Annotated in this window: 20 protein-coding genes; 9 read left to right on the top strand and 11 right to left on the bottom strand. The window is 69.8% G+C overall.

Annotated elements, in window-relative coordinates:
• Positions 1–14: 14 nt before the first annotated feature.
• On the bottom strand, positions 15–758 hold the full coding sequence (gene aztA / locus ACIO3P_RS01765; protein WP_401849851.1) for a zinc ABC transporter ATP-binding protein AztA: 744 nt from the start codon (positions 756–758) through the stop codon (positions 15–17).
• A gap of 14 nt (positions 759–772) precedes the next feature.
• Here aztA and aztB point away from each other — a divergent pair, with 14 nt between their 5' ends.
• The 4 genes from aztB (at position 773) to aztD (ending at position 5,221) form a co-directional block, all read left to right on the top strand.
• Positions 773–1,630: a zinc ABC transporter permease AztB gene (gene aztB, locus ACIO3P_RS01760; protein WP_401849850.1), complete on the top strand. Its 858-nt coding sequence runs from the start codon at positions 773–775 to the stop codon at positions 1,628–1,630.
• A gap of 15 nt (positions 1,631–1,645) precedes the next feature.
• On the top strand, positions 1,646–2,893 hold the full coding sequence (locus ACIO3P_RS01755; RefSeq protein WP_401849848.1) for a hypothetical protein: 1,248 nt from the start codon (positions 1,646–1,648) through the stop codon (positions 2,891–2,893).
• Positions 2,893–3,852, top strand: a complete 960-nt coding sequence (gene aztC, locus ACIO3P_RS01750) for a zinc ABC transporter substrate-binding protein AztC (RefSeq protein WP_401849847.1) — start codon at positions 2,893–2,895, stop codon at positions 3,850–3,852. The genes ACIO3P_RS01755 and aztC overlap by 1 nt, the downstream gene beginning before the upstream one ends.
• Before the next feature lie 166 nt (positions 3,853–4,018).
• A complete protein-coding gene (gene aztD / locus ACIO3P_RS01745) occupies positions 4,019–5,221 on the top strand; it encodes a zinc metallochaperone AztD (RefSeq protein WP_401849845.1) in 1,203 nt (400 codons plus the stop codon).
• 2 nt (positions 5,222–5,223) lie between these two features.
• On the opposite strand, the gene ACIO3P_RS01740 is transcribed toward aztD, so the two are convergent.
• Complete coding sequence (locus ACIO3P_RS01740; protein WP_329822600.1) at positions 5,224–5,586, bottom strand: hypothetical protein; 363 nt, start codon at positions 5,584–5,586, stop codon at positions 5,224–5,226.
• Between the two features lie 102 nt (positions 5,587–5,688).
• Between ACIO3P_RS01740 and sigJ the strand changes: the two genes are divergently transcribed.
• Positions 5,689–6,588, top strand: coding sequence for an RNA polymerase sigma factor SigJ (gene sigJ, locus ACIO3P_RS01735; RefSeq protein WP_401849843.1), 900 nt, complete (start codon positions 5,689–5,691; stop codon positions 6,586–6,588).
• On the opposite strand, the gene ACIO3P_RS01730 is transcribed toward sigJ, so the two are convergent.
• Positions 6,585–7,307, bottom strand: a complete 723-nt coding sequence (locus tag ACIO3P_RS01730) for a MerR family transcriptional regulator (protein ID WP_401849841.1) — start codon at positions 7,305–7,307, stop codon at positions 6,585–6,587. The two genes, sigJ and ACIO3P_RS01730, sit on opposite strands and share 4 nt — an antisense overlap.
• A 63-nt stretch (positions 7,308–7,370) precedes the next feature.
• Between ACIO3P_RS01730 and ACIO3P_RS01725 the strand changes: the two genes are divergently transcribed.
• Complete coding sequence (locus ACIO3P_RS01725; protein WP_329822597.1) at positions 7,371–7,832, top strand: DUF6194 family protein; 462 nt, start codon at positions 7,371–7,373, stop codon at positions 7,830–7,832.
• Positions 7,833–7,925: 93 nt separating this feature from the next.
• Here the strand turns inward: ACIO3P_RS01725 and upp are convergent, their stop codons facing one another.
• From upp to ACIO3P_RS01700, 5 genes are all read right to left on the bottom strand, one after another.
• Positions 7,926–8,642 carry a uracil phosphoribosyltransferase gene (gene upp, locus ACIO3P_RS01720; protein ID WP_329822596.1) on the bottom strand — a complete coding sequence of 239 codons (717 nt, stop codon included), beginning with the start codon at positions 8,640–8,642 and terminating at the stop codon, positions 7,926–7,928.
• Positions 8,643–8,693: 51 nt separating this feature from the next.
• On the bottom strand, positions 8,694–10,625 hold the full coding sequence (locus tag ACIO3P_RS01715; protein WP_401849840.1) for an HAD-IA family hydrolase: 1,932 nt from the start codon (positions 10,623–10,625) through the stop codon (positions 8,694–8,696).
• Positions 10,622–11,575: a pseudouridine-5'-phosphate glycosidase gene (locus ACIO3P_RS01710; RefSeq protein WP_401849839.1), complete on the bottom strand. Its 954-nt coding sequence runs from the start codon at positions 11,573–11,575 to the stop codon at positions 10,622–10,624. The genes ACIO3P_RS01715 and ACIO3P_RS01710 overlap by 4 nt, the downstream gene beginning before the upstream one ends.
• A 34-nt stretch (positions 11,576–11,609) precedes the next feature.
• Positions 11,610–15,743: an amino acid adenylation domain-containing protein gene (locus tag ACIO3P_RS01705; protein WP_401849837.1), complete on the bottom strand. Its 4,134-nt coding sequence runs from the start codon at positions 15,741–15,743 to the stop codon at positions 11,610–11,612.
• A 363-nt stretch (positions 15,744–16,106) separates the two neighbouring features.
• Entirely contained in the window at positions 16,107–17,372 is a 1,266-nt protein-coding gene (locus ACIO3P_RS01700) for an MFS transporter (protein ID WP_329822592.1), read from the bottom strand.
• A gap of 90 nt (positions 17,373–17,462) precedes the next feature.
• Here ACIO3P_RS01700 and ACIO3P_RS01695 point away from each other — a divergent pair, with 90 nt between their 5' ends.
• A complete protein-coding gene (locus ACIO3P_RS01695) occupies positions 17,463–18,116 on the top strand; it encodes a FadR/GntR family transcriptional regulator (protein ID WP_401787254.1) in 654 nt (217 codons plus the stop codon).
• Between the two features lie 283 nt (positions 18,117–18,399).
• Here ACIO3P_RS01695 and ACIO3P_RS01690 read toward each other — a convergent pair whose 3' ends face one another.
• Both ACIO3P_RS01690 and ACIO3P_RS01685 read right to left on the bottom strand, forming a co-directional pair.
• On the bottom strand, positions 18,400–18,861 hold the full coding sequence (locus ACIO3P_RS01690) for a pyridoxamine 5'-phosphate oxidase family protein (RefSeq protein ID WP_401849835.1): 462 nt from the start codon (positions 18,859–18,861) through the stop codon (positions 18,400–18,402).
• A gap of 136 nt (positions 18,862–18,997) precedes the next feature.
• On the bottom strand, positions 18,998–19,795 hold the full coding sequence (locus ACIO3P_RS01685; RefSeq protein WP_401849834.1) for an alpha/beta fold hydrolase: 798 nt from the start codon (positions 19,793–19,795) through the stop codon (positions 18,998–19,000).
• A gap of 36 nt (positions 19,796–19,831) precedes the next feature.
• On the opposite strand from ACIO3P_RS01685, the gene ACIO3P_RS01680 reads away from it, so the two are divergent.
• Positions 19,832–20,452, top strand: a complete 621-nt coding sequence (locus ACIO3P_RS01680) for a TetR/AcrR family transcriptional regulator (protein ID WP_401849832.1) — start codon at positions 19,832–19,834, stop codon at positions 20,450–20,452.
• A gap of 22 nt (positions 20,453–20,474) precedes the next feature.
• On the opposite strand, the gene proP is transcribed toward ACIO3P_RS01680, so the two are convergent.
• Positions 20,475–22,004, bottom strand: a complete 1,530-nt coding sequence (gene proP / locus ACIO3P_RS01675) for a glycine betaine/L-proline transporter ProP (protein WP_401850190.1) — start codon at positions 22,002–22,004, stop codon at positions 20,475–20,477.
• Between the two features lie 814 nt (positions 22,005–22,818).
• Between proP and ACIO3P_RS01670 the strand changes: the two genes are divergently transcribed.
• On the top strand, positions 22,819–24,111 hold the full coding sequence (locus ACIO3P_RS01670; protein WP_401849831.1) for a sulfotransferase family protein: 1,293 nt from the start codon (positions 22,819–22,821) through the stop codon (positions 24,109–24,111).
• Positions 24,112–24,133: the final 22 nt, after the last annotated feature.

Genomic DNA, 24,133 nt, shown 5'->3' with positions numbered 1-24,133 from the left:
GGGGCGGTGGTGTCTCAGGCCGGTTGCCAGACCTGCGCGAGCGTGGCGGGGGTGAGGAGCCGCTCGGGGTCCCCCCGGCCGACCGGACGGCCGTCGCTGAGCAGGAGGCAGGCGTCGGCCGAGCGTGCGGCGTCCAGGTCGTGAGTGGCGTGGACGACGGTCACGCCGTCATCGACCAGGTCCGTCAGCAGGGTCGCCATGCGTTCCCTGGCCTCGGGGTCGAGCCCCGTGGTGGGCTCGTCCAGCAGCAACAGGTCCGACTCCTGGGCCAGCCCTTGGGCGATCAGGGCGCGCTGCCGCTGCCCGCCGGACAGCTCCCCGAGCTGACGTGCGGCGAGGTCGGCGATGGCCAGGCGTTCCAGGGCCGAGTCCACCGCGACCCGGTCCTGACGGGTGAGCCGGCGCCACGGACCGCGTTCGCCCCAGCGTCCCATCTCCACGGTCTGCCGGACCGTCAGCGGTAGTGCGACGCCGACTCCACCGCGCTGAGGCACGAATGCCGGTGGCCGTCCGCCGGAGTGCTGGACCTCGCCCGCTGTGGGCTGGATCACTCCGGCCAGCACGCCGAGCAGGGTGGACTTCCCGCTGCCGTTCGGGCCGACGAGTGCGGTGGTGGTCAATGCCCTTATCTCGAAGTCGAGTTGGTGGAGTACCGGGTGGCCGGCGTAGCCCGCGGACAGCTCCGCGCATCGGACGCGGAACGTCGCGTCCCCGGCGGTGGCGAGCGGGAGGCGCTGTTTGTTGAACATGGTTTTCATTGTAGTGTGCTCGCATGGAGTGGTTGACAGGTCCCTTCGAGGTGACCTTCGTGCAACGGGCCTTGTGGGGCGGGGTCCTGGTATCGGCGATCTGCGCCCTGGCGGGGACCTGGGTGGTGCTGAGAGGGATGGCCTTCCTCGGTGACGCCATGTCGCACGGGCTGCTGCCCGGCGTCGCGCTCGCCGCGCTGCTGGGAGGAAACCTGCTGGTGGGGGCGTTGCTGAGCGCGGCCGTCATGACGGCAGGGGTCACCGCCCTCGGCCGCGGACCCCGGCTGTCCGAGGACACCGGGATCGGCCTGCTCTTCGTGGGGATGCTGTCGCTCGGCGTCATCATCGTGTCGCGCTCGCACTCCTTCGCGGTCGACCTCACCGGATTCCTCTTCGGTGACGTCCTCGCCGTCCGTGAACAGGACCTGGCGCTGCTGGGCGGGGCCCTGCTGCTGGCGCTGGCCGTCTCGGTCCTCGGCCACCGCGCCTTCCTCGCCCTGGCGTTCGACCCGCGCAAGGCCCGGACGCTCGGTCTGCGTCCACGCCTGACCCATGCCGTGCTGCTGGGACTGCTGGCGCTGGCCATCGTCGCCTCGTTCCACATCGTGGGGACGCTGCTGGTCCTGGGCCTCCTCATCGCCCCGCCGGCCGCCGCCCTGCCATGGGCGCGCAGTGTGCGGGGTGTGATGGTGCTCGCGGCGCTGCTCGGTGTGACCGCCACCTTCGGCGGCCTGCTGCTGTCCTGGCACCTGAGCACCGCGGCCGGCGCGACCGTCTCGGCCCTCGCGGTGGGCCTGTTCTTCCTGTCCCACCTGGCATCCGGCATCCGCCACCGCCGCCGTGCGCGCTCAACCGACGTGCGCCCGGCGACCACCGACTGAGCGAGACCTGAGGAGATGTCCTTGTTCGTCCGGAGAAACGTCACGGCCTGGGGGCCGACCGCGCTCGCGGCCCTCGCGCTGCTCGCCACGAGCTGCGCGGGGCAGGACGACAACGCGCCCGCCCCGAAGGCGGGTTCCCCGACCTCCGCCACTCCGCACGGTTACGTCGAAGGGGCGCGGGAGGCGGCCGAGCAGCAGTCCCGGCTGCTGCTCAACGACCCGGCCACCGGCGACACCCGGGTACTCGACCTGATCACCGGCACGGTGCACGAGGTGACCCGGACCACCGGTGCCTCGGGCCTCACCACGGACGGCCGGTTCGGCTACCTCCACACCCCCGGCGGTACGCGGGTCCTCGACGGCGGCGCCTGGACGGTGGACCACGGCGACCACGTCCACTACTACCGTTCCGCGATACGCGACGCCGGCCGCATACCCGCGGGCACCGGTACGCGCGTCCGCGGCGACGCCGCGGTGACCGCGGTGACCGACCAGGACGGCCGTGCCGCGACGTACGGCCGCTCCGAACTGGAGAAGGGCACGGTGGGCAACCCCATCCCGCTGCCCGGAACCCACACGGGCGCCGTCGTCCCGTACGCGGAGCACCTTCTCTCCCTCACGGACGACGAGGACGGCCTCGCGAAGCTCGTGGTGCACGACAGGAAGGGCAAGCGGGTCGCCGCGCCCGACGCGGAGTGCGAGGACCCGAGGGGCGACGCCGTCACCCGGCGCGGGGTGGTGTTCGGATGCGCGGACGGCGCCCTGCTGATCAGCGAGGACGACGGCGGCTTCACGGCCGGGAAGATACCGTACGGCGCGGATGTCCCCGCGGAGGAACGGGCGTCGTACTTCCGCCACCGCGTCGGGAGCGACACACTCACCGCGCCGGCCGGGGACCGCGCGGTGTGGGTGCTGGACGTCACCGAGCGCACCTGGAAACGGTGGGAGACCGGACGCGTCGTCGCCGTCAGCACCGCGGGCGAGGGCTCACCGCTGCTCGTCCTCCAGGACGACGGAGCCCTGCACGGCTACGACATCACCACGGGCAAGCAGGTGTCCGAGACCGAACGGCTTCTGCGGGATGTCCCCGAGGCCCGTACCGACGGCGGCGCGGGCGCGGTCGTCGAGGTCGACCGCAGCCGGGCCTACCTCAACGACCCCGCGGGCAGCCGCGTGTACGAGATCGATTACAACGACGACCTGCGCGTCGCCCGGACCTTCGACCTCGGCATGAAGCCGGCCCTGATGGCGGAGACCGGTTGATGAGGACGCCGAGGCGAACCGTTCTGCGGCTGCGCCGCCTGCTGCTGAGCCTGCTCGCCCTCGCCCTCGCCGGTACGGTCACCGCCTGCACGGGCGGCGACGACCGGCCCCGGGTCGTGGTGACGACCAACATCCTCGGGGACATCACGCGGCAGATCCTCGGCGACGAGGCCGAGATCACCGTGCTGATGAAACCGAACGCCGACCCGCACTCCTTCGGACTGTCGGCCGTGCAGGCCGCCGAAGTGGAGCGCGCCGACCTCGTCGTCCACAACGGACTGGGCCTTGAGGAGAACGTGCTGCGGCACGTGGACGCCGCCCGCGAGGCCGGCGTGGCCACCTTCGAGGTCGGCAGGGCGGTGGACCCCCTCACCTTCCACCCGCACGCCGACGGGGGCCCCGAGAAGGAGGCAGGGCAGCCAGACCCGCACTTCTGGACCGACCCCGACCGGGTGCGCACGGCCGCCGGCCTGATCGCCGACCAGATCGTCGAGCACGTGGACGGAGTGGACGCGAAGGCGGTCCGGGAGAACGCCGCCCGCTACGAGGCACAACTCGCGGACCTCACCACCTGGATGGAGAAGTCCTTCGACCGGGTACCCGAAGAGCGGCGGGCGCTGGTGACGAACCATCACGTCTTCGGCTACCTCGCGCAACGCTTCGGCTTCCGGGTGATCGGCGCGGTCATCCCCGGCGGCACCACGCTGGCCTCGCCCAGCTCCTCCGACCTGCGGTCACTCACCGAAGCCATGCGCGAGGCCGGGGTACGCACGGTGTTCGCCGACTCCTCCAGGCCCCAGCGGTTGGCCGAGGTCCTGCGCACCGAACTCGGCGGCCGGGTACGAGTCGTGGCGCTCTACTCCGAGTCGCTCACCGAGAAGGGCAAGGGCGCCGGAAGCTATCTGCAGATGATGCGCGCCAACACCACCGCCATGGCCGACGGCCTGACCGGCGACTGAGCCCGCGCCACCGCGCCGAAAACACCGGCACGTCCCGCCGTCACCAACAGACACACCGGCACAGACACACCGGCACAGACACACCGGCACAGACACACTCACGCCACCCACACCCACACCAGGCACACCCACGCCGCGCCCGCGCGGCCGGAGAGGAACACACACCGTGAACAACGCACTACGCAACAGGGCCTGCACCGGAACCGCCCTCGCCCTCGCCGTCTCCACGGTCCTGACCGCCTGCGGGGGAGGGGACAGCGCCTCCTCCGACACGAGGACGGCGAAGGACTCGCCGAGCGCCCGGTCCGCCGCGACGGTCAAGGACCCGCTGGTCGCCACCTTCGACGGCGGCCTGTACATCCTGGACGGCGAGAGCCTGAAACTGACCAGGACCCTTGCGCTGCCCGGATTCAACCGCGTCAACCCGGCAGGAGACGACTCCCATGTCATCGTCTCCACCGACGCCGGCTTCCGGGTTCTCGATGCCGCCGAGCAGAACCTCACGGACATCACCTACGAGGGATCCAAGCCCGGGCACGTCGTACGGCACGCGGGCAGGACCGTCCTGTTCACCGACGGCACCGGCGAGGTCAATGTCATCGACCCCGCCGACCTGAGCGGCGGCACGAAGCCCGAAGGCCGCACCTATCACTCCACCGAAGCACACCACGGCGTCGCCGTCGAACTGAGCAACGGCGAACTCCTCAGCACCCTCGGCACCGAGGAGAAGCGCACCGGCGCACTCGTCCTGGACAAGAACAACAAGGAGATCAAGCGCGACGAGAGGTGCCCCGGTGTCCACGGCGAAGCCGCCGCCCAGGGCGAGGCCGTCGGCGTCGGCTGCGAGGACGGCGTCCTGATCTACAAGAACGGCGAGTTCACCAAGGTCGACGCCCCCGACGACTACGGCCGTATCGGCAACCAGGCCGGAAGCGACGCCTCGCCGATCCTCCTGGGCGACTACAAGACCGACCCGGACGCCGAACTGGAACGACCGACCCGTATCTCCCTCATCGACACCGAAACCGCGAAGCTGCGCCTGGTCGACCTGGGCACCAGCTACTCGTTCCGCTCGCTCGGCCGTGGACCCCATGGCGAGGCACTCGTCCTCGGTACCGACGGCGCTCTTCACGTCATCGACCCGAAGACCGGCACGGTCGAGAAGAAGATCCCCGTCGTGGACACATGGCAGGAGCCGCTGGACTGGCAGCAGGCCAGGCCCACGCTCTTCGTCCGTGACCACACCGCGTACGTCTCGGAACCGGGCAAGCGCACGGTGCACGCCGTCGACATCGAGTCCGGCGAGAAGATCACGTCGGTGACGCTGCCGAAGGGCACGAACGAACTCTCCGGGGTCGCCGGCCACTGATCTCAGCGCCGCGCCAGCGCCAGCACGCTCAGGCCGAACATCAGGACTCCCAGGGGGAGATGGACCGACGGTACGTGCGCGATGCCCAGCACGACCTGGACCGAGGCGAGGACGAGGAAGCCGGACGCGTACCGGACGGGCCGGAGCGAGCCGCCGCCCGGCTTCCACGCCAGCACCGCGGCGAGCACGTACAGCATCGACGCCCCGTACATCACGCGGGCCCCGACGCTGTGCAGCGTCTCGCCGTAGGACGAGGTCAGCAGCACTCCGGCGGAGACCGCTTGAAGGAAGATGGTCAGGGTCTGCAGGGCGATCGCGATCTGCAGGAACGAGAAGCGGTGCTGTGCCGTCACCTGGGTTGCCATGCCACGGTCCCCTTTTCCTGCCCGGGGGCAGTAGGTCGATAAGGTCTCACCAGCCCGACGACGCGGGCCTGCGAAAGGTAAGGCGAGGGGGCGGCCGGGGGTATGGGGACGGCGGGGACGAGTACCGATGAGGTGGCCGGTGAGCGGCGCCAACTGATCAATGTCGCCTACCGGTTGCTCGGTTCGCTGGCCGAGTCCGAGGACGCCGTGCAGGAGGCGTACGCGCGCTGGTACGCGCTGCCGCCGAGTCGGCGGGACGAGATCGTGTCCCCCGGCGCCTGGCTGACCACGGTGACCGGCCGCGTCTGCCTGGACGTGCTCGGCTCGGCGCGGGCCCGGCGTGAACGCTATGTCGGCGTGTGGCTGCCCGATCCGCTGCCCGACCACGCCGAGCGGGACCACGGCCATGGCACCGACCCCGCCGACCAGATGATCCTGGACGAATCGGTGACCATGGCCTTCCTCGTCGTTCTGGAGTCGATGACACCCGCCGAGCGGGTGGCGTTCGTCCTGCACGACGTCTTCCGGTACCCCTTCGCCGAGATCGCCGGCATCCTCGGCCGGACCCCAGCGGCCTGCAAACAACTCGCTGCCTCCGCCCGGCGGCGGGTACGCGTCGCGCGGTCTCCGGTGACGGCGGCCGGGCAGGCCGACGCGGTCCGGCATGTCAAAGAGGCATGGGAGACCAAGGACATCGCTGCCCTCGTCGACCTCCTCGACCCGGCCGCCGTGATGACCGCCGACGGCGGCGGCCTGGTCGGAACCGCCCTACGCCCGATCGAAGGCGGTGCGCGCATCGCCCAGTACATGGTGGCCATCGCCGACAAGGCGCCGGGGCTCGAACTCCTGGAGCGGTCGGTCAACGGCGTGCCAGGTCTGGTGGCTCGGCAGGCGGGCGCCGTCCTGACCGTGGCCTCGTTCGAAGTCGTCGACGGCCGCGTCACCCGGATCTGGGCGGTCCGCAACCCGGAGAAGCTACGGCCGTGGGGGTGGGACGGCTAGCCAGTGGCGGCGAGGACCGCGCTGAGTGCGACGGTGGCGTCGAGGAGGGCACGGGAGCGAGCCGTGATGCTGTCGTCCCGAGCAGCCAGCGCGGCTGCGATGTCCTCCGACCCTTCCGTGCGGTGTCCGCGCCGCAGGTCCGGCAGCAGGGCCCGGAGCTGCTCGATTCGGTACCCGGCGCTGCGCAGTTGGTGCACAATCCGGGCGTCCCGGGTCTGGGCCGGTGAGTATCGCCGCGTATCTCTCGGGGAGACCCGGTCCGGAACGGCAAGCCCTTCGGCGTCCCAGTGCCGCAAGGTCGACGGGCGCACCCCGAGCGCGGCGGCCAGTTCGGAGACGCTCATCGCATCCGAAGGGCGTACGTCGTCGACCGGCTCGGCCGAGATCGCCGCCGCGGCCTCCTTGGCGAGTCGGAGGTCCCTACGCTCCCGGTCGAGTTGGGCGTGTGCCGCGTCGAGCAGTGCGAGGACGTCCGGGAGCGGGCGCTCGTGCACCGCGCGAACGATCCGCTTGGCCTCGACCGGACCCGTACCGACCGCCAGGGCCCGGTAGGCCAGGGCGGAGCGCAGGTGGATCTCCCCGTAGATCCGGTAGCCCGAAGCCGAGCGGGCGGCCGGCGGCAGCACACCGTCGCGTTCGAGATTGCGTACCTGCTGGACGGAGTACCCGGCACGCCGCGCGACATCGACCGTGCGCAGGGCCGACTGGAGAGTTGACACCCGATACTCCCTTGTTTTGCAGCTCGAAGCCTCTACAAGCACCTTAATGAAACGCTTGAGCACATGACCATGGAAGAGATCATCGACCTTGTGGAGAACCTGGACGGAGCCCTGGCGTTCAGGCCGGAGCCCGGCGACGGCTCACCGGAGATCAGTTGGGGGGATACGTTCTTCTTCTACTCCCCTGAGGGCGTCATGCCGGAATCGACTCAACCGTTCGCGACGATCGTGACGAAGAACCAGCCGGGCGACGAGAGGTCGCGCCTGGACCGCCCGGATACGTTCCGCGTCAATATCGCCGCCGGGAAGGAATCGTTCATCAACTGGACCGGCCACGCGCCGCGCGAACCAGCGATCGACGACGACCCCGGCGTCACCGATGCTGTGATCGCGCACCCCGTCTACGGCTCCGTCGGCTGGCTCGCGGTGGTGAATCCGGGCCCGCGGACCGCCGAGGCGGTCCCCGAGCTGCTCCGTAAGGCCCATCACCTCGCACGTTCGCGCTATGAGCGACGAATGGGCTGACAGGGACGAGGGCCGCCGCCCCGGAGACACTCCGGGGCGGCGGCCCTCAGCCTCTCGCCGGTTCCGTGTCGCACACGGATCGCCGTGTGCGACTCAGCGGTCCGTTCCGAAGTAGCGGTCGCCGAAGTCGCCGATGCCCGGCATCATGTAGGCGTTCTCGTTGAGTCCCTCCTCGATGGCGGAGGTCACGATCCGCACCCCGGGGTAGCGCTCGCCCACGGCGGCGATGCCCTCGGGGCAGGTGATGAAGTTGACGAAGACGATGTGCTCCTCCGGAACGCCGAGATCGCGCAGGACCTCGATGGCGGCGAGGGCGGTGCCGCCGGTCGCCAGCATCGGGTCGAGGAGGAGGACCTGGCGTGTGGCGATGTCCTCGGGGAACGCCGTGTAGTACAGGCGCGGCTGCTTGGTCGTCTTGTCGCGCTGGATGAGGATCTTGCCGATCCTGATGCCGGGGACGACGGCGCGCAGCTCGGCCTCCATGCTCTCCCCGGCACGTACGATCGGCACCCCTACCAGGTTCTCGGCGAAGCGCAGACCCTGGTAGGTCCGGCCGACGGGCGTGGTGACGTCGTAGGGCTCGAAGGGCAGGAGGTTCAGGGCCGCCTCGGTGAGCAGGCGGATGATCCGGCCGGCGTAGAAGACGAAGTCCTCGCGGCGGGCGTCGCGGTCACGGATGACGGTGTGCAGGGCGCGCAACTGGTCGGTCTGCGGGAGCAGGTGGACGCTCGTGCCGAGGTGGTGGTGGTACGTGCTCGTGGCGGCGGTGGGGTGCGCGGCAGCGGTCCTGGGCTGTGTGGCGATGGTCATCGAGGGCTCCTCGGGTGGGGGAGGGACGGAGGGAGGACGGGGCGGGACGGTTCAGTCGACCGGGGGCTGCTCGAAGGTGGCGGGGAGCTCCGGGGTGGTGGTGAACTGCCCGGCGGCGACGCGGTACACGGACCTGCCGCCCGAGCCGCGCCACAACTCGCGCATCACGTAGACGAGTTTGGCGTTGTGCTCCTCTTCCTCCTCCACGGCCCGCGCGATGTGCCAGTCCCACTCCCGGGCCCAGCGCGGGTCGTCCAGGTCGTCCAGGGCGGTGTCGAAGAGGCTGTCGATCGCGGTCAGCTTCGCAGGGGCGACGAAGTGGCCCCGGGAGAAGAGCACACCGAGGATGCCGGTCCAGTAGCAGGCGACCGCTCGTCGCTGCTGCTCGGCGGGGAGGGCGTCCGCGATGTGCCGCATCGCGTGGAGCGCGGTGACCAGGTGCAGCAGGAGGAAGTCTCCCGGTTCGGTCAGGTAGAGAACGGTGACGAGGTAGGCGAGCTGCTCCCAACTGGTGTCGGGGTCCTGCGCGGCGATCCAGGAGGGTGTCCCGTACATCAGCGGATGGCCCTCGCCGAGCATCCGGGCGATCCGGTACTGCAGCCCGGACCGCAGGAGTTCGGGGTGGATGTCGGCGCTCGTGGTCCCGACCAGGTCTTCGACCCAGGCGCCGAGCCGGGGCCCGTTCTCCTCCCAGTGGCGGGCGATGCTCAGCAGCGAGTCCCCGGGCTTGTCGGTGCCGGGAGCTTCCGAGGGCACGGCGCGTTCGGGATGGCAGTCGACGTACGCGAAGGCCAGGTAGGCGATGCCCTCGATGGCCATGCGGCGGTTGCCGGCGTCCAGGGCCCAGCCCAGGTGGATGGTCGCGTGCTGGAGCGCACCGGCCCAGCCCGCGAGCAGGCGCGGTACGTACTGCCGTAGCAGGCCCGCCATGCCCAGTTCCCGTTCGCGCCGGTCGAAGAACGCGCAGTACGCGGCGAAGTCCTCGCGCCGGCCGAGGTGTTCGAGCCAGTTGCCGTCGTCGATCAGGCGCTGGGGAGGTCTGGCCGGCTCGACGCGGCAGCCGTACGGCGTGAGGGCGATGTAGTTGTCGTGGTACGCCTTGATCCGGCCGGGGTCGACACCGAGGCCGGCGAGGGCGACGACGGCGTGCTTGATGTGGTTGGTGAGGTGGCCGTTGAACTCGATGTGGTACGAGCTGTCGTCCAGGAGGCTCTCGACGGTACCGGTGTCGTCCGGTCCGCCGTCGGCCGGCAGGACGGCGAGGATCTGCTCCACGGCCTGGGCGAACGTGTCGGCGACGTGTGTCGGTGAGGCCGTCTCCAGCTCCGCCCGCTCGTGGACCCCGTAGGTGACCGCCACGGACGCCAGGCCGGCCGCCGTGGCCATCTTCAGGTCGTGGGTGGTGTCGCCGACCATCACGGCGTGCTCGGGCCGGGCGCCGAGCTCTCCGAGGATCAGCAGCCCCGACTCGGGGTGCGGCTTGGGACGGGTGACGTCGTCGGCGCCGACCAGTGTGGTGACGTGGTCGCGCAGGCCCGCGGCGGTGAGCAGGGCGTCGGCGCTGGCATGGAACTTGCTCGTGGCCACCGTCACCACGACACCGTGACGGCGCAGTTCGGCGAGGCCCTCGGGGACGCCGGGGAAGACCAGCGAGTGGGCGCGGGGGAGGATGAGGGTGCGGAACGCCTCCTGGTAGCGGGCCACGCCGTCGGCGACCGAGGGGTCGTTCTGCGGTACTCCCAGCAGTTTCCCGAACGCCTGCTCCAGGGGCAGGCCGATGGTGGCCCGGATGTCCGCCGGGTCCCGGGGTGCGAGGCCCATCGCCCAGAAAGCGGCGGCGAACGCCTCCACGATCGCCCGGGGCGAGTCGACGAGGGTTCCGTCCAGGTCGAACATCGCGACCCGGGTCGGTCCTGTCTTCTCCGTCCCGGCGGGGACTGGCGAGGTCGTGGTCGGGACGGTCTCGACCTGGGTCGTGGTCACTGGTCTTCCTCTCGTCGGAGCCGGGCGTGGGCCGCCGCGATGCGGCCGCCGATCTGTGCGGTGTGGATGAGTACGGCGGTGTTGGCCCGTGCGGAGCGTCCTTCGGTGGCGCGGTCCACCGCGCGCATGACGTACTTCGTGACGGCGCCGCCCCGGACCCCGTCCGCCTCGGCGCCGCGCAGGGCGTCGGCGATGGCCCCCTCGACGTCCTGCTCGTCGATGGCGTCCTCCGGCCGGGTGGGGCTGGTGATGAGGACGCCGCCGGGGTTGCCCAGCGCCCAGTGGGTCTCGACGGCGCGGGCGATCAGGGTCTCGTCGTCCAGACGCTGAGGGGCGCGCAGCCCGCTGGAGCGGCAGTAGAAGGCGGGGAAGTCGTCGGAGCCGTGGGCGATGACGGGCACGCAGTGGGTCTCCAGGAACTCCAGCGTCAGACCGAGGTCCAGGATCTTCTTCGCCCCGGCGCAGACCACGGCCACCCCGGAGCGGGTGAACTGGATCAGATCGGAGGAGATGTCCATGGTGGTCTCGGCACCCCGGTGGACACCGCCGATACCGGCGGAGGAGAAGAAGGGGATGCCGGCCAGTTCCGCGGCGACCAGTGAGGAAGCGACCGTGGTGGCGCCGGTGCCGCCCGAGGCGAGGACGGCCGCCAGGTCCCTGCTGCTGACCTTGGGGATGCCCGGGGTGGCGGCGAAGCGCTCGATGTCGCCGTCGGTCATCCCGACCATGATGCGGCCGTCGTCGATGCCGATGGTGGCGGGCACGGCGCCGCCGGCCCGTACCGCGTCCTCCACCTTGCGGGCGGTGGCAGCGTTGTCAGGGTACGGGAGCCCGTGGGTGATGACGTTCGATTCCAGGGCGACCACGGGGTCGCCGTCGGCGAGCGCGGCAGCCACCTCGTCGGTGAACACCAGGGGCACCGAACGGTGCCGGGGGGCGGGGATCGTCATGGGAGGGGTCCTTCTCGTCGGCTGCGGGCGGCGGTCAGTAGTTGGGCGTCTTGCGCAGCAACTCCTGCCGGGCGACGATCTCGGGGATGTAGACCCGCTCGTTCCACACCTCCTGGGCGACGGGCTCCAGGGCGATGGAGACGACCTCCTCGGTGCAGCCGAAGGCGTTGCGCACGGCCGTGGTGACCGCGGCGACCAGCTCCAGCTCCTTCTCCTCGGTGATCGACACCGGGAAGTGCTTGATGTTGATGTGGGGCACTCCGACCTCCTGGACCGTGGCTTGCGCCGGCTGGCTGTGACGGGGGGACGTGCTGGGACCGGCGGACAGCCGGTCGTTGAGGACAGCGGCGAGCCGGGCGACATGCGGCTCGCGCAGCAGTTCGTAGTGGCCGGAGCGCAGTTGGTGGACGGCGGGCGGCCGGGCGGAGTACCCGCCCTCGTGCTCGATGAAGGAGTAGTTGTCGTCGGTGGCCCTGACCAGGGTCACGGGCGCGTCGAGACGGCGTCCGCGCAGCTCGTGGAACTCGTAGGTGAGGGAGTACGTGCGGCGGACGATCCCGGTGACCGCCCGTACCAGCTCCTCGCCGAGTCCCGGGAAGGACGCGGTGACGAACGCGACGAAGCCGTCCTCGTCGGTGACGGTGCGCAGGCACTGGTCCAGTCGCGGGCCGCTGAGCGTGCCGGCGAAGACGGAGAAGAGCAGGGCGAGGAAGGCGCGGTCCGTGAAGTCCGCCCGGCCGGTCGCGCCGACGGCGTCCTCGGGGCGCAGACGCGGCTGGCCGGGAGCCACGAGGAACAACTGCTCCACGTGCTCGCCCGCCTGTTCCAACTGGCGCGCGGCCTCGAAGGCGACCCGGGCGCCGAAGGAGTATCCGCACAGCAGGTACGGGCCGTGGGGCTGGATCTCCCGGATCGCCTCGACATCGGCGGACGCCATGGCGCGGACATCGTCGTAGGGGCGCTCGCCGGGGTTGATGCCGTGGGCCTGGACCCCGTGGACGGGCCGCTCCGTGCCCAGGGCCGCGGCCAGCGGACGCAGGTTCATGGGGTAGCCGCCGAGGCCCGGCCAGCAGTACAGCGGGGTGCCCCTGCCCTCGGGCTGGAGGGGCACCAGACGGGAGGCGGGCCGGGGTGACGTGGCCTCCAGGGCCGCGGCGAGCCTCTCCACGGTGGGGGCCTCGAACAGGATCTGCAGGGGGATCGCGCCGCCGAAGTCCGCGTTCAGGCGGCTGACCAGAGCCACGGCGAGCAGGGAGTTCCCGCCCAGTTCGAAGAAGTCGTCGGTGACAGAGACCTGGTCCCGCTTGAGCACCGCCTGCCAGATGTCGCGGATCCGCCGCTCCAGCGGGGTGCGGGGAGCCATGAAAGCGCGTTCGCCGACGGTCAGTTGGGCTTCCTGAGTGGTCTGCAGGGCCTTCAGGTCGATCTTGCCGTTGGCGGTCTGGGGCAGCCGGTCCAGGACGACGATCCGGTTGGGCAGCATGTAGCGGGGCAGCAGGGCGGCCAGATCCTCCTTGATCAGCTCGGCGGGCCCCTGCATGTGGACCACGTCCTCCTTCATGTCCTCGCCGCGCCACTGCGCGTCGCTGACACGCCCGCCGACGCAGAAGTACGACGGTCCGGCGGGCAGTCCGCCGTCGGCGAGGATCCGGCCCAGCCGCTTCGCCGACGGCAGGTCGTTGCCGGACTTCGAGCTGTAGCCCGAGGACATGAAGCCGAGGTGCAGGTCGTTCATCTGGAGGCGCTGGAGCCCGCGGCCCAGGTCGAGATAGCGCCGCCAGGAGGCGGAACCGGTGGCGACCAGGCTGATACCGAAGTCGGAACGCTCGTAGACCCGCTGGTTTATGGCGATGACGTGCTTCTTGAGGATCACGTCGTCGCCGATACGGACGAGCCCGGCGCCGGTGTACCGGTACTGACCCGGCGGCAGCCCCTCGATCCGGCTGGAGTGGGCCTGGACGTAGATGTCGAGGGCGTCGGTGTCCTCGGACGCGCCCCGCGCCCGCGGAAGGAGGTCGAAGCTGCCCAGGTAGTGGTCCTCCGGCGCGCAGTCGAGGCGGTGTCTGACGGCCGGTTGGTACGCGGCCGCGGCGATGCGCAGGCCGTGGGCCGGCAGCACCTCCTCGAACAGGCCGACCATGTGGCCCGCCTCGATCTCCAGGACCTCGCGGACGTTGTTGCGGTAGACCGGCTCGATGGCGCCGTGCTTGCCGAGGAAGTGGATCCGTACCGGGGAGGTCTCGGTCTCGGAGGCCGGGCCGACGAGCACCAGCCGGTGGTGGAGCGGGTGGTAGTAGTACAGGCCCGCGGGAAGGTCGTGCCCGCCGCCCACCTCGACGTACAACTGCGTCGCGTACAGGGAACCGGGTGAGGCGTAGGCGTACTTGGGCAGCAGCCTCTGGTCGCTGAGGTGGCGGCCGAAGTTCCGCAGGATCGTACCGAGTTCGTCGCGGCCGACGCTGTCGGAGGTACGGGCGGACGGCCGCGGCCGGGGACGGGGGCCGAGCAGGTGCAGGATGTCGTCCCGGGTCACCGGGGAGCCCTCGTAGAAGCGGTACGTCTTGCGGGAGAAGGCGAGGGCCCGCTGCCCGGGGGTGGCCTCGGCGCCGGGCAGGTCGATCGCCGCCCGGCCGGCCAGATCGGCGTCGTCGCGGCAGCCGGGGTGCGCCAGTTGGGCCCTGACCTGGAGGCGGCTGGCCTTGGACTGGTGGTGGGAGCCGTGGTTGCCCTGGTCCATCAGGGCGGCTTCCTTGGGGTTGAGCTCGACGAAGGCGACGAGGTTCTGGAAGCCCGTGGTGGCGTCGTCGCGGAGCAGGACGGCCGCGGCGCGGACCCAGTCGTGCGTCTCGACGGTCTGGCGTATCTCGTCCAGTTCGACCCGGTAGCCGCGCAGCTTGACCTGGTTGTCGGCGCGTCCGACGAACTGCACCGTGCCGTCGGCGTTGACATGGGCGAGGTCGCCGGTCCGGTAGAGGCGGGAGCCGGGCGCGTCGGAGAAGGGGTCGGCCATGAACCGGTCGCCGGTCAGGTCCGGGCGGCCGAGGTAGCCGCGGGCCACCTGCACTCCGCCGATGTACAGTTCGCCGATCTCCCCGGCGGAGACGGGCTCGCCGTCCGGTCTCAGGACGTGCAGGGAGGTGTCGTGCACGGGGGTGCCGATCGGCATGACGAGCGGCCCGTCCTCCAGCGCGGCGCGGTCCACCACGAAGGACGAGGCGTTGATGGTGCACTCGGTGGGGCCGTAGAGGTTGACCAGGCGGGCCTCCGGCATGGTGTCCAGGCACTGCGCGGCGAGGCTCCGGGAGAGCGCCTCGCCCCCGCTGAAGATGCGGCGCAGGGTCCCGCAGTCGGGGAACTTCTCGGTGTCCAGGAGCGCCTGGAGCAGGGTGGGCACGCACTGGAGGGTGGTCACGCCGTGCCGTTGGACGGTGGAGATGATCGCCTCGGGGTCCCGGTAGATACCGGAGGATCCCATCACCACGGTGCTGCCGCAGGCGAGGGCGAGTAATTCCCACTGCGCGGCATCGAAACTCATCGGGGTCTTCTGCAGTATTATTTCGTTTTCATCGATACCGCACTCGTCGTGCAGCCATCGCATTTGGCTCACGATGCTCCGGTGCTCGACCATCACACCTTTTGGCTTTCCGGTGCTGCCGGAGGTGTAGATGACATAGGCGAGATCGTCGGGCCGTACCTCGGGCTCCGGCCGGCCGAATGCACTGCCGTCCCTCTCCGCCGTCCTCAACATCTCGTCGAGAGTGAGAACAACGACCCCGGCCGGAGCGAGCTCCTGAAGGGTCGACCGAAGGAATTCCTGGGTGAGAACGATGTCGACGCCGGCGTCCGCCAGCATGTACGCGATCCTCTCCTCCGGGTATTCCGGGGACAACGGTACGTAGCATCCGCCGGCCCACAGGATTCCCCAGACGCCCGTCAGCAGGTCGAGCGACGGCTCCATGAATACGCCGACCCGGCTGTCCCGGCCCACCCCGGCCTGCCGCAGGAGCGCTCCCACATGGGAGCTGTCCTCCGTCAACTGGGCGAATGTGAGGCTCTGGTCCTCGTGAACGGCGGCGGTCCGGTCGGGGGTGGCCCGAGCTCGTTCGCGCAACAGGCCGGGCAGGCCGAGGGCGGCACGACGAGAGCAGGGGATGGTCTCTACGCTCATGGGGGGCTTCCTTTTTCCGCGTCTTGGGAGGGCGGTGTCCGTTTCGAAGACAAGACGCCGCGTCGAACTCGGTGTTCTTTCCTGGTGCGGTACTCGGAATTGCTCGTCGACCAGTGCGGGTGGCGACCTCTGTGGAATGCGAGCGGAACTTCTGCGGAATCGAATCAGAATCCTGACGGAAGTCTGAACGGGCGTCGCGTAGTTCGTCAGAAAATTACCACGAAGAACCGATGCGCGCTACATCCGTGCTTTACCGCATGCTATCTCCCTAAGTCATTTCCCTGCGGATGACATGGGAAATGAAAGGCGAAATGCGGGAGATGGTCAGTTCTGTGGAGCGTTTTTCTGCCGAGCCGGTCCGTTTTAGCCGATCTGACGGTCGCGGCCGGCGGGCACGGCGGCAGCGATCTGGACCAGGGTCAGCAGCAGGACGAAGGTGAGAGGCAGCCGCCAGCCGTCGGAGTGGTCGTAGAGGACACCGACGACGAGAGGACCGGGGATGGACAGGGCGTAGCCGAGGCTCTGCACGAAGCCGGAGAGCCGGGCGACACCGGCGCCGTCGCGGCCCCGCATGCCGATCATCGTCAGGGCCAGCGGGAAGGAGCAGTTGGCGATACCCAGCAGGACCGCCCAGAGCCAGGGGGCGAGAGCGGGGTCGAGCCACAGCCCGGCGTACCCGGCGAAGCCGCACACGCCGATCGCGGCGGCGAGCCCGCCCTGGTGGCGCAGCCTGCCGGCCACGGCCGACAGTGCGAGGGACAGCGGCACCCCCAGCAGGGAGGATACGGAGAACAGCAGCCCCGCGGTGCCGGCGGACAGCCCCGCGTCCCGGAAGATCTGGGGCAGCCAGCCGATGATGATGTAGGCGGAACTCGCCTGAAGTCCGAAGTACGCCGTGAGCGCCCAGGCCGTGGGGTTGCGGGAGAGCCGGCCGCCGGCCGCGGGCGGGGGATCGACCGCGGGCGGGGGTCCGACCGCGCCACCGATGTGGCCCGCGGGTGGCTGCGCCCGGCGGCGCGCCAGGGCCAGCCAGGGAGGTACGGCCAGCGCCGCCAGCACCGACCAGGCCCCCAGGCCGTACCGCCAGTCGCCACCGAACGCCTGCGCCAAGGGCACCGTCAGCGCCGCCGCGGACGAGGCGCCGGCGTTCAGCGCCATGGAGTACAGGCCGGTCATCGCGCCCACCCGGTCGGGGAAACGCTGTTTGACGACCATCGGCAGCAGCACGTTGGCCACGGCGATTCCGGCCAGCGACAGCGCCGTCAGTACGACGAACAGCACCGGATCGAAGGTGAACGACCGCAGTGCCAGCCCTACGGCGAGCACCCCACAGGCGACCGCGATGACGCCGCTCGCACCGAAGCGCCGGGCCAGGGCGGGGGCCGCCGAGCCGACCACCGCGAAACACACCGCGGGGATGGAGGTCACGAGCCCGGTCACCGAGCCGCTCATGTCGAGACTGTCCCGGACTTCCTCCAGGACGGGGCCGAGGCTGGTGACCCCGGGGCGCAGATTCAGGGCGGCCAGGACCAGCGCCACCACGGCGACGCGGCGCATCCCCCGCGGCGTGCCGCGGCGCGGGCCGGCGGTGGAACGAGGGGTGCTCTCGTTGACCTCATCCGTTGTCATAGACCCCATCATAGAGTCATCCCATGACTCTATGTCCAGTGATTCTCGTAGAGTCATTGGATGACTGTAGGTCTGGGTAGGCTGTGCGGCATGAACATGGATCCCGTCCGCCGCCAAGCACTGGGCGACCAAGTGATCACCCGGCTTCGCGAGCAGATCACGTCAGGCGCCTGGCCTGTCGGCAGCCGCATCCCCACCGAGACCGAACTCGTCGAGCAGCTCGGCGTCGCCCGTAACACCGTGCGCGAGGCCATCCGGGCCCTGGCGCACACCGGGCTGCTGGACATCCGCCACGGCTCCGGCTCCTACGTCCAGGCCACCAGCGAACTCGCCGGCATGATGCGCAACCGCTTCCAGAAGGCCAGGACGGAGGACATCGCCGACGCCCGCAGCGCCCTTGAGGTGCGCGCCGCCCGTCTCGCCTGCCAACGCCGCACGGACGACGACCTGGAACGGCTCGACCACGCGCTCCGGCAGAGACAGGACGCGTGGGCCGCCGGTGACCGGGTCGCCTTCGTCAACGCCGACGTGGCCTTCCACCTGGCCGTCGTCACCGCGTCCCGCAACACCGTGCTGGCCGGACTCCACGCGGATCTCGGGGAGGTCATCCGAGACTCCCTCCTGGACCACTTCGGGGACGCGCTGCGTTCCGAGCAGTTCCAGGACCACGCCGCCCTCGTCGACGCCATCCGTGACGGCGACGCCGACCGCGCGGCTCGCGAAGCCGGCTCCTACATGGACTGAGGAAAGCTCATTCCGCTTGATCTGCCCGGCCGATGTGCGGGGCGCCCCGGACGTCCTCGGAGCGACCCGTACATCGTTATGTGTCCTGGCCGGAGCGCGACCGTGTGACGCCGCCGGACTGCGAGGCGCCGCAGGTGTGCCCCCGCCCCCTCAACTCCGGTGAACCGGCATCGAGTCCGTACCCGATGCGGCCATCCGCGAGCGGCCACGCCCGGAACATGAAGCACGCAAGGCAGCGGAGACCGGCACCGGGATTCCAGGTACGCGTCGGCGAGGACGGCCGTTAATCCAGCCACGCCCCGTCGCGCATGATGACTCTCCCGCGTAGTTCCGGCTCGCCGCGCCAAGCGTGCACAGTCCTCGGGGCCACACGTATATACAGAAAGGAACCCTCTTCCCCGCGTGGATCCCACCCGAACTTGTCGGCGAACGCCTCCGCCGCGCCTTCGGGCACCTCCTGATCCGGGAAGCACTCCGCCTCACCCTGGAGGAGCACCACGTCGAAGGTGTCCGGTAGCGACAGGCGTACGCGCCGCTCTTTGCGGACGTTTCGCGCCGTCACGGAAGTGGCGCTGGTGCACATCCACACGGCGCGCCCGTCCCACAGGAACCACAACGGCACCTGGTGCGGCCCGTGATCAGGGTGAGCCGTCGACACCCAGACGTCCCGCTCGGCAACGAGCCGCTCCAGAGCGTCGCGCATCCGCTCCGCCGTCCGGCGACGAACGATTCCTGTGGTCTCCATGGGGCCGACCCTAGCCAGGCAGGCGCGCGGCGCGCCTGAGGCGCAGGACCTACTCCCCGCGACCGATGAACCCTCAGCTCGTGGCCGCGTCGCCGGGCGGGCCGGATGGGGAGCGGCGCGTTGGCCTGGGCGCCTATCAGGCGGCGGCGAGGGTATTGAGCAGATGGCCGAGCTCGGCCGGCGCCTGAACGTGAGCCAGGTGGCCCTGGCCGGGGAGTTCGTGGACTTCGGCGTGAGCGATGTGCTGCCGCACGGTGTCGAACGACGTTCCGTAGGGGGCTGTCCCGCGATTGCACTGGCCGATGATCAGGTCGACCTGGTCCGCCTGTCGCGCCATCACCTCCGGAGGCGGCGCCGCGTCGAGCGCGCGGAGTTCGGTGTACAGGGGTCCGCTCAAGCGACGCAAGATCGCCCAACTCTCGTGATCGGCCCGAAGTTCCTCGACATGCGCAGCGGAGAAGCCGGATATCTGCCGATTGACGATCTCGACGCAGCGATCCCAGTCGGCCGTCTCCTCCGCGATCTTCAGGTCCGGCAGTGCACGGCGTCCGAAGGGCCGCATCACCGGCTCGTAGGCGATCACCTGGGGAATCGGGCGCTCGTCGGCGGTCAGCAAGGTGATCAGGCCGCCGTAACTCCATCCGAAGAGCGCCTTGGTGTCTTCGAACTCGTCGAGGACCACGCCCAGGTCCTCGACCTCTGCTCGCAGCGAGTACGCGGCGGTCAAGGGCCCCGAGGGAGCGCGGCCCCGGCGGTTCACGACCATCACCGAGGGCCAGGCGTCAACGGCTCCCGCGACGCGGCGCCAGGTATGCGCGTCGCTCATCACGCCCGGGATAACGACGAGGCCCGGAGCGTCCGGCTCCCCGTACACATCGACCGTCACCCAGCTACCCCCGCCGACCGACAACTTCTTCTGAATCGTTCGCTCCATAAATCTATTATGGAGCGAACGATCTACAATGCAAGCGTGACCGAAAGCAACCGTGGACGACCGCGAGCCTTCGACCGCGACCGTGCGGTTCTTGACGCCGCCCGCCTCTTCTGGCGACGCGGCTACTCCGGCACCTCGACCCGTGCCCTGACCGCGGCCCTCGGGCTCTCCACCTCCAGCCTCTACGCCGCCTTCGGCAGCAAGGCCGGACTGTTCGAGGAAGCGGTACGGACCTACGCCGAGCGGTACCGCGAGATCTACCAGCAGGCTGTCGCCGAGAACGACGTCCGGACCGTCATCGAACGCATCCTCACCGACTCGGTGCACGAGTTCACCCAGCCAGGCGACACACATCCCGGATGTCTCATCAGCAGCGCCGTGATGACCGACAGCACAAGCACCCTCGACACCAGCGCCTACATCGCCGAACTGCACAGCTCGAACGAGCAGGCCCTCCTCGTGCGCATCGAACGAGCGATCCAGGACGGGGAACTGGCCGTCGGCACCGACCCGGCGGTCCTGACCGGGCTCATCCAATCCGTCTGGCACGGATTGTCCGTGCGGTCCAACGACGACGCCGCTCGCGCGGGCCTGCTCGCGACGGCGCACCTTGCTCACCAGTTGATCTGCCGACAACTCACGTCACGAAGGCCCTGACCCCGCTCCACCGGCCACCTCGTCAGCGGCCGTCGTGGTCATCGTGGATGTGGTGGTGGGCCCATGGGTGCCGTACGCGGATCCATACGTCCCTGGCCCGCCGGCCGGCCTCGGTCCGGCTGCGGGCCACCAGTTCCTGGGCCTGTTCCTCGTTCTCGACCATCGGGCCGGAGCCCCTCAGCGGCTTGCCCGCCGTCTCGTGCAGGAAGAAGGTGGCGATCAGTCCGACCACACCGGCTGCCATCAGGTAGTAGGCCGGGACCATCGTGCTGCCCGTCGCCTCGACCAGGCTGGAGACGATCAGCGGGGTGGTGCCGCCGAAGAGGGAGACGGAGATGTTGAAGGAGATGGACAGGGCCCCGTAGCGCAGCCGGGTGGGAAAGAGCGCGGGCAGGGTCGAGGCGGACGTTCCGGCGAAACACACCAGCAGCAGACCGAGGATGAGACAGCCGAGGGCGGGCAGCAGGATGCCGCCGGCCCTGATGAGCAGGATCGCGGGCGCGGCGAGCGCGATCAGCGCGATGCTGCCCGCCATGAACACGGGCCGACGGCCCCAGCGGTCGGAGGTGCAGCCCACGGTGGTGATGGTGAGCACCACCACGATCATGGTGCCCAGGATCAGTAACTGGGCGGTGAGGGCGTCCTCGCCGAGGGTCTCGGTCATGAACGTGGGCAGGTAGGAGGTCACCATGTAGTTGGTGACGTTGTAGAGCAGCACCAGTCCCATGCAGATCAGGACGGCTTCCCAGTGCCGGGTGAAGATCTCCTTGAGCCGTCCCTTGCCGGACTGCCGGGCCTCCTCGGTGGGGTCCTCGGCGCCGGGTTGCTGTCTCGCCTGTTCGGCCTGTTCGGCCGCCTGCTGGAAGGCGGGGGTCTCCTCCAGCCGTAGCCGCATGTAGAGGCCGATGAGACCGAGCGGCCCGGCGACCAGGAACGGCAGCCGCCAGCCCCACTGCACCATGCCGTCGTCCCCGAGGAGAGCCGTCAGGAGGGTGACGATGCCGGAGCCGAGCGAGTAGCCGACGAAGGTGCCGAAGTCGAGCCAACTGCCCAGGAAACCGCGCCGTTTGTCGGGAGCGTACTCGGCGATGTACGTGGTGGCGCCCGCGTACTCGCCGCCGGTGGAGAAGCCCTGTACCAGACGGCAGGCGAGCAGCAGGAGGGGAGCGGCCAGACCGACGGTGGCGTATCCGGGCAGCAGTCCTACGGCGAACGTGCTGATCGCCATCATGATCATGGTGGCCGCGAGCACCCGCTTACGGCCGATACGGTCGCCGAGCGGGCCGAACACCAGCCCGCCCAGCGGGCGCACGAGGAAGGCCGCGGCGAAGGTGGCGAAGGTGGAGACCACCTGAGTGGCGGGCGAACTCGACGGGAAGAAGACCTTGCCGAGCGTGCCCGCCAAATAGGCGTACACACCGAAGTCGAACCACTCCATGGTGTTGCCGAGGGCCGCCGCGGACACCGCCCTGCGCACCTCGGGAGGGTCGGTGACCGTCACATCGTCGGCGCTGAGCGGCTTTTTGCCCCGGCGCAGCAGAGTACGGAGCAGCCGGTCGGTGGCGGCGCTGCCGGCCCCGCCCGTCCGCCCGCCCCGCCGGGGCCGAGGCGTCTTGCCGTGTCCAGTCCTCATTCCATCCCGTCCGCAGGGGCACATTGGTGGATGTAACGCATTATTCCCCCACCGGTCCCTGCCTGCGGAAACGACGGCGGCAACCGCGTGTCCCGTATCCCGCGCGGTCCTCTTCCCCCGGGGAGCAACGGGGCTGACGGACGATCCGGGCAGTACGCGGGTCGGGACCCGGTGGCCGCGCGCATCGAATTCCGCCTTCCGGACCGTGGCGCCGGTGTCGACACGCTCGCGATCGCCCCTGCTCAACCGCCCCGGCGGAGTTTCCGGCGGGCTCATCCCCTCCGGCTGCCCGCTGACCGCGGCCGGATCTCCGTGTCCATCCCACGCGGTACCCGTCCGACGCGTGGGTTCATACCGCGCGAGGCAACAGGTTTCTCACTCGCACCCCAAGGGTGAGGCTGACCGCGCGTAATACTGGCCCGAGACCGGAACGTAATAAGGACGGGAGCCCGCGATGTCCGCGACGACGACCGCATCGAAGCGCGATCCCGCCCACGCGGCACCGCTGTCCCACGGCGGGAGGGCGGCTCGCGAGCAAGACGGTTTCTAGTGCCGTGAGGGGCACTGGCACCGGCCGGAGATCGAGTCAGTTCACCACGGCGTGCGGTCCGCGCACGCCGAGTTTCCACGCGCCCGGCGGCGCCCGGTTTCCGCGGGGCGATCCGGCCTTCGCTCCTCTCATCAAGCTTCCCCGGCTCTCCGCAGATGACGGCCCGAAAGGCAGTTGAGGTCCATGCGTTCGGATGCGACGAAGAGCAGTTCTTCGCCGATGAAAGCCCAACCCATCGGCGGATACCGGCTGCCGTGGCCGATCCGATCGATCAACCGAGTGCTCGATCCGATCGGAACCCGGCTGTGGCCCGTCGAGCCCGCCGAACTCGCCGCCCGGGCCCGAGCCAGCACCGGACTGTCGGATTTCGGTGATCTCGCTCCTTTCGAGGAACCGCTGGAGATTCTGTGCCGCTCGGCCAATCAGGAGGTCGACCTCAGCGTTTTCGGCCGCCTGATGGTCCGCCGACTCCTCACCCAGCCGATGGTCCACCGGCTGCGGTTGACCGAACTCGCGGCCCAGCAGCCCGAATTGTTCAAGAAACCGGTCACCGCACCGCTGTTCGTGGTGGGCATGCCCCGAAGCGGCACCACCTTTCTGCATCGGACGATGGCACGGGACCACGCCTGGCACCACATGCCTTTCTGGGAATCCCTGGAGCCGATCCCGGCCGGCGGCACCTCGCGCGGCAGCGGGCCCGACCCGCGTATACGGGCGGGCGAACGGTTCGTGCGCGCCATGTCCTGGACGTTCCCCGGATTCGTGGACAGCCATGAGATAGGCAATGACGAGCCCGAGGAGGAAATGCCGCTGCTGGACGCCGCGCACGTGTCGCTGCAGTTCGGCTTCGGCTATTTCCCGGAATACACACGGTGGTACACCGGCGCCGACCACTCCGGAGGGTACCGGCTGCTCCGGCAGTACCTCCAGGCCATGCAGGCCGATCGGCCCGACGGCGGCCGCTGGCTGCTCAAAACGCCCACGCACCTGGAGATGCTGCGCCCCTTGATGTCGGTGTTCGACGACGCCACGGTGGTGCAGACCCACCGCGACCCGATCTCCTCTCTGGTCTCTCTCGCCGCACTGAGCACGTTCTCGACGGGAATGCTGCTGCGGAACCCCGATCTGCACCGTATCGGCCAGTTGTGCGCCGACTACATCGAGCGGGCCCTGCGTTCGATGGTGGACTACCGCGACAGCGCCGCGGGGATCGCGAACGGGAACCGGTTCGTCGACGTCGCCTTCCGTGAGCTGGTCAGTGATCCGATCGGCACGGTGACCCGAATATCCTCGGCGGTGGGCCACGAACCGGACGACACCGCCATGGAAGCCATCCGGGCCTTCACCGCGAGAGCGGACGGGCACCGCAGCAAACAGCGCTTCACCATGGAGGACTTCGGGCTCGACAAGAACGAACTGCGTGAGCGGTTCACGTTCTACTACGAGCGATTCGATGTGCCGATGGATCGCGGCTAGGCGTTCCGAGCGATTCTCCGAT

Source organism: Streptomyces sp. NPDC087310 (assembly GCF_044744405.1).
Classification (GTDB): domain Bacteria; phylum Actinomycetota; class Actinomycetes; order Streptomycetales; family Streptomycetaceae; genus Streptomyces.
Note: the sequence above shows the minus strand (reverse complement) of the source record. Positions and strands in the feature narration are given on the sequence as shown.

Coding starts and splice junctions, on each gene's coding strand:
- aztC (WP_401849847.1), top strand. CDS start 2,893: ATGAGGACGCCGAGGCGAACCGTTCTGCGGCTGCGCCGCCTGCTGCTG.
- ACIO3P_RS01710 (WP_401849839.1), bottom strand. CDS start 11,575: ATGACGATCCCCGCCCCCCGGCACCGTTCGGTGCCCCTGGTGTTCACC.
- ACIO3P_RS01670 (WP_401849831.1), top strand. CDS start 22,819: ATGCGTTCGGATGCGACGAAGAGCAGTTCTTCGCCGATGAAAGCCCAA.
- ACIO3P_RS01705 (WP_401849837.1), bottom strand. CDS start 15,743: ATGAGCGTAGAGACCATCCCCTGCTCTCGTCGTGCCGCCCTCGGCCTG.
- aztB (WP_401849850.1), top strand. CDS start 773: ATGGAGTGGTTGACAGGTCCCTTCGAGGTGACCTTCGTGCAACGGGCC.
- sigJ (WP_401849843.1), top strand. CDS start 5,689: ATGGGGACGGCGGGGACGAGTACCGATGAGGTGGCCGGTGAGCGGCGC.
- ACIO3P_RS01740 (WP_329822600.1), bottom strand. CDS start 5,586: ATGGCAACCCAGGTGACGGCACAGCACCGCTTCTCGTTCCTGCAGATC.
- ACIO3P_RS01700 (WP_329822592.1), bottom strand. CDS start 17,372: ATGACAACGGATGAGGTCAACGAGAGCACCCCTCGTTCCACCGCCGGC.
- ACIO3P_RS01755 (WP_401849848.1), top strand. CDS start 1,646: ATGTCCTTGTTCGTCCGGAGAAACGTCACGGCCTGGGGGCCGACCGCG.
- upp (WP_329822596.1), bottom strand. CDS start 8,642: ATGACCATCGCCACACAGCCCAGGACCGCTGCCGCGCACCCCACCGCC.
- ACIO3P_RS01690 (WP_401849835.1), bottom strand. CDS start 18,861: ATGGAGACCACAGGAATCGTTCGTCGCCGGACGGCGGAGCGGATGCGC.
- ACIO3P_RS01685 (WP_401849834.1), bottom strand. CDS start 19,795: ATGGAGCGAACGATTCAGAAGAAGTTGTCGGTCGGCGGGGGTAGCTGG.
- ACIO3P_RS01725 (WP_329822597.1), top strand. CDS start 7,371: ATGACCATGGAAGAGATCATCGACCTTGTGGAGAACCTGGACGGAGCC.
- ACIO3P_RS01695 (WP_401787254.1), top strand. CDS start 17,463: ATGAACATGGATCCCGTCCGCCGCCAAGCACTGGGCGACCAAGTGATC.
- aztA (WP_401849851.1), bottom strand. CDS start 758: ATGAAAACCATGTTCAACAAACAGCGCCTCCCGCTCGCCACCGCCGGG.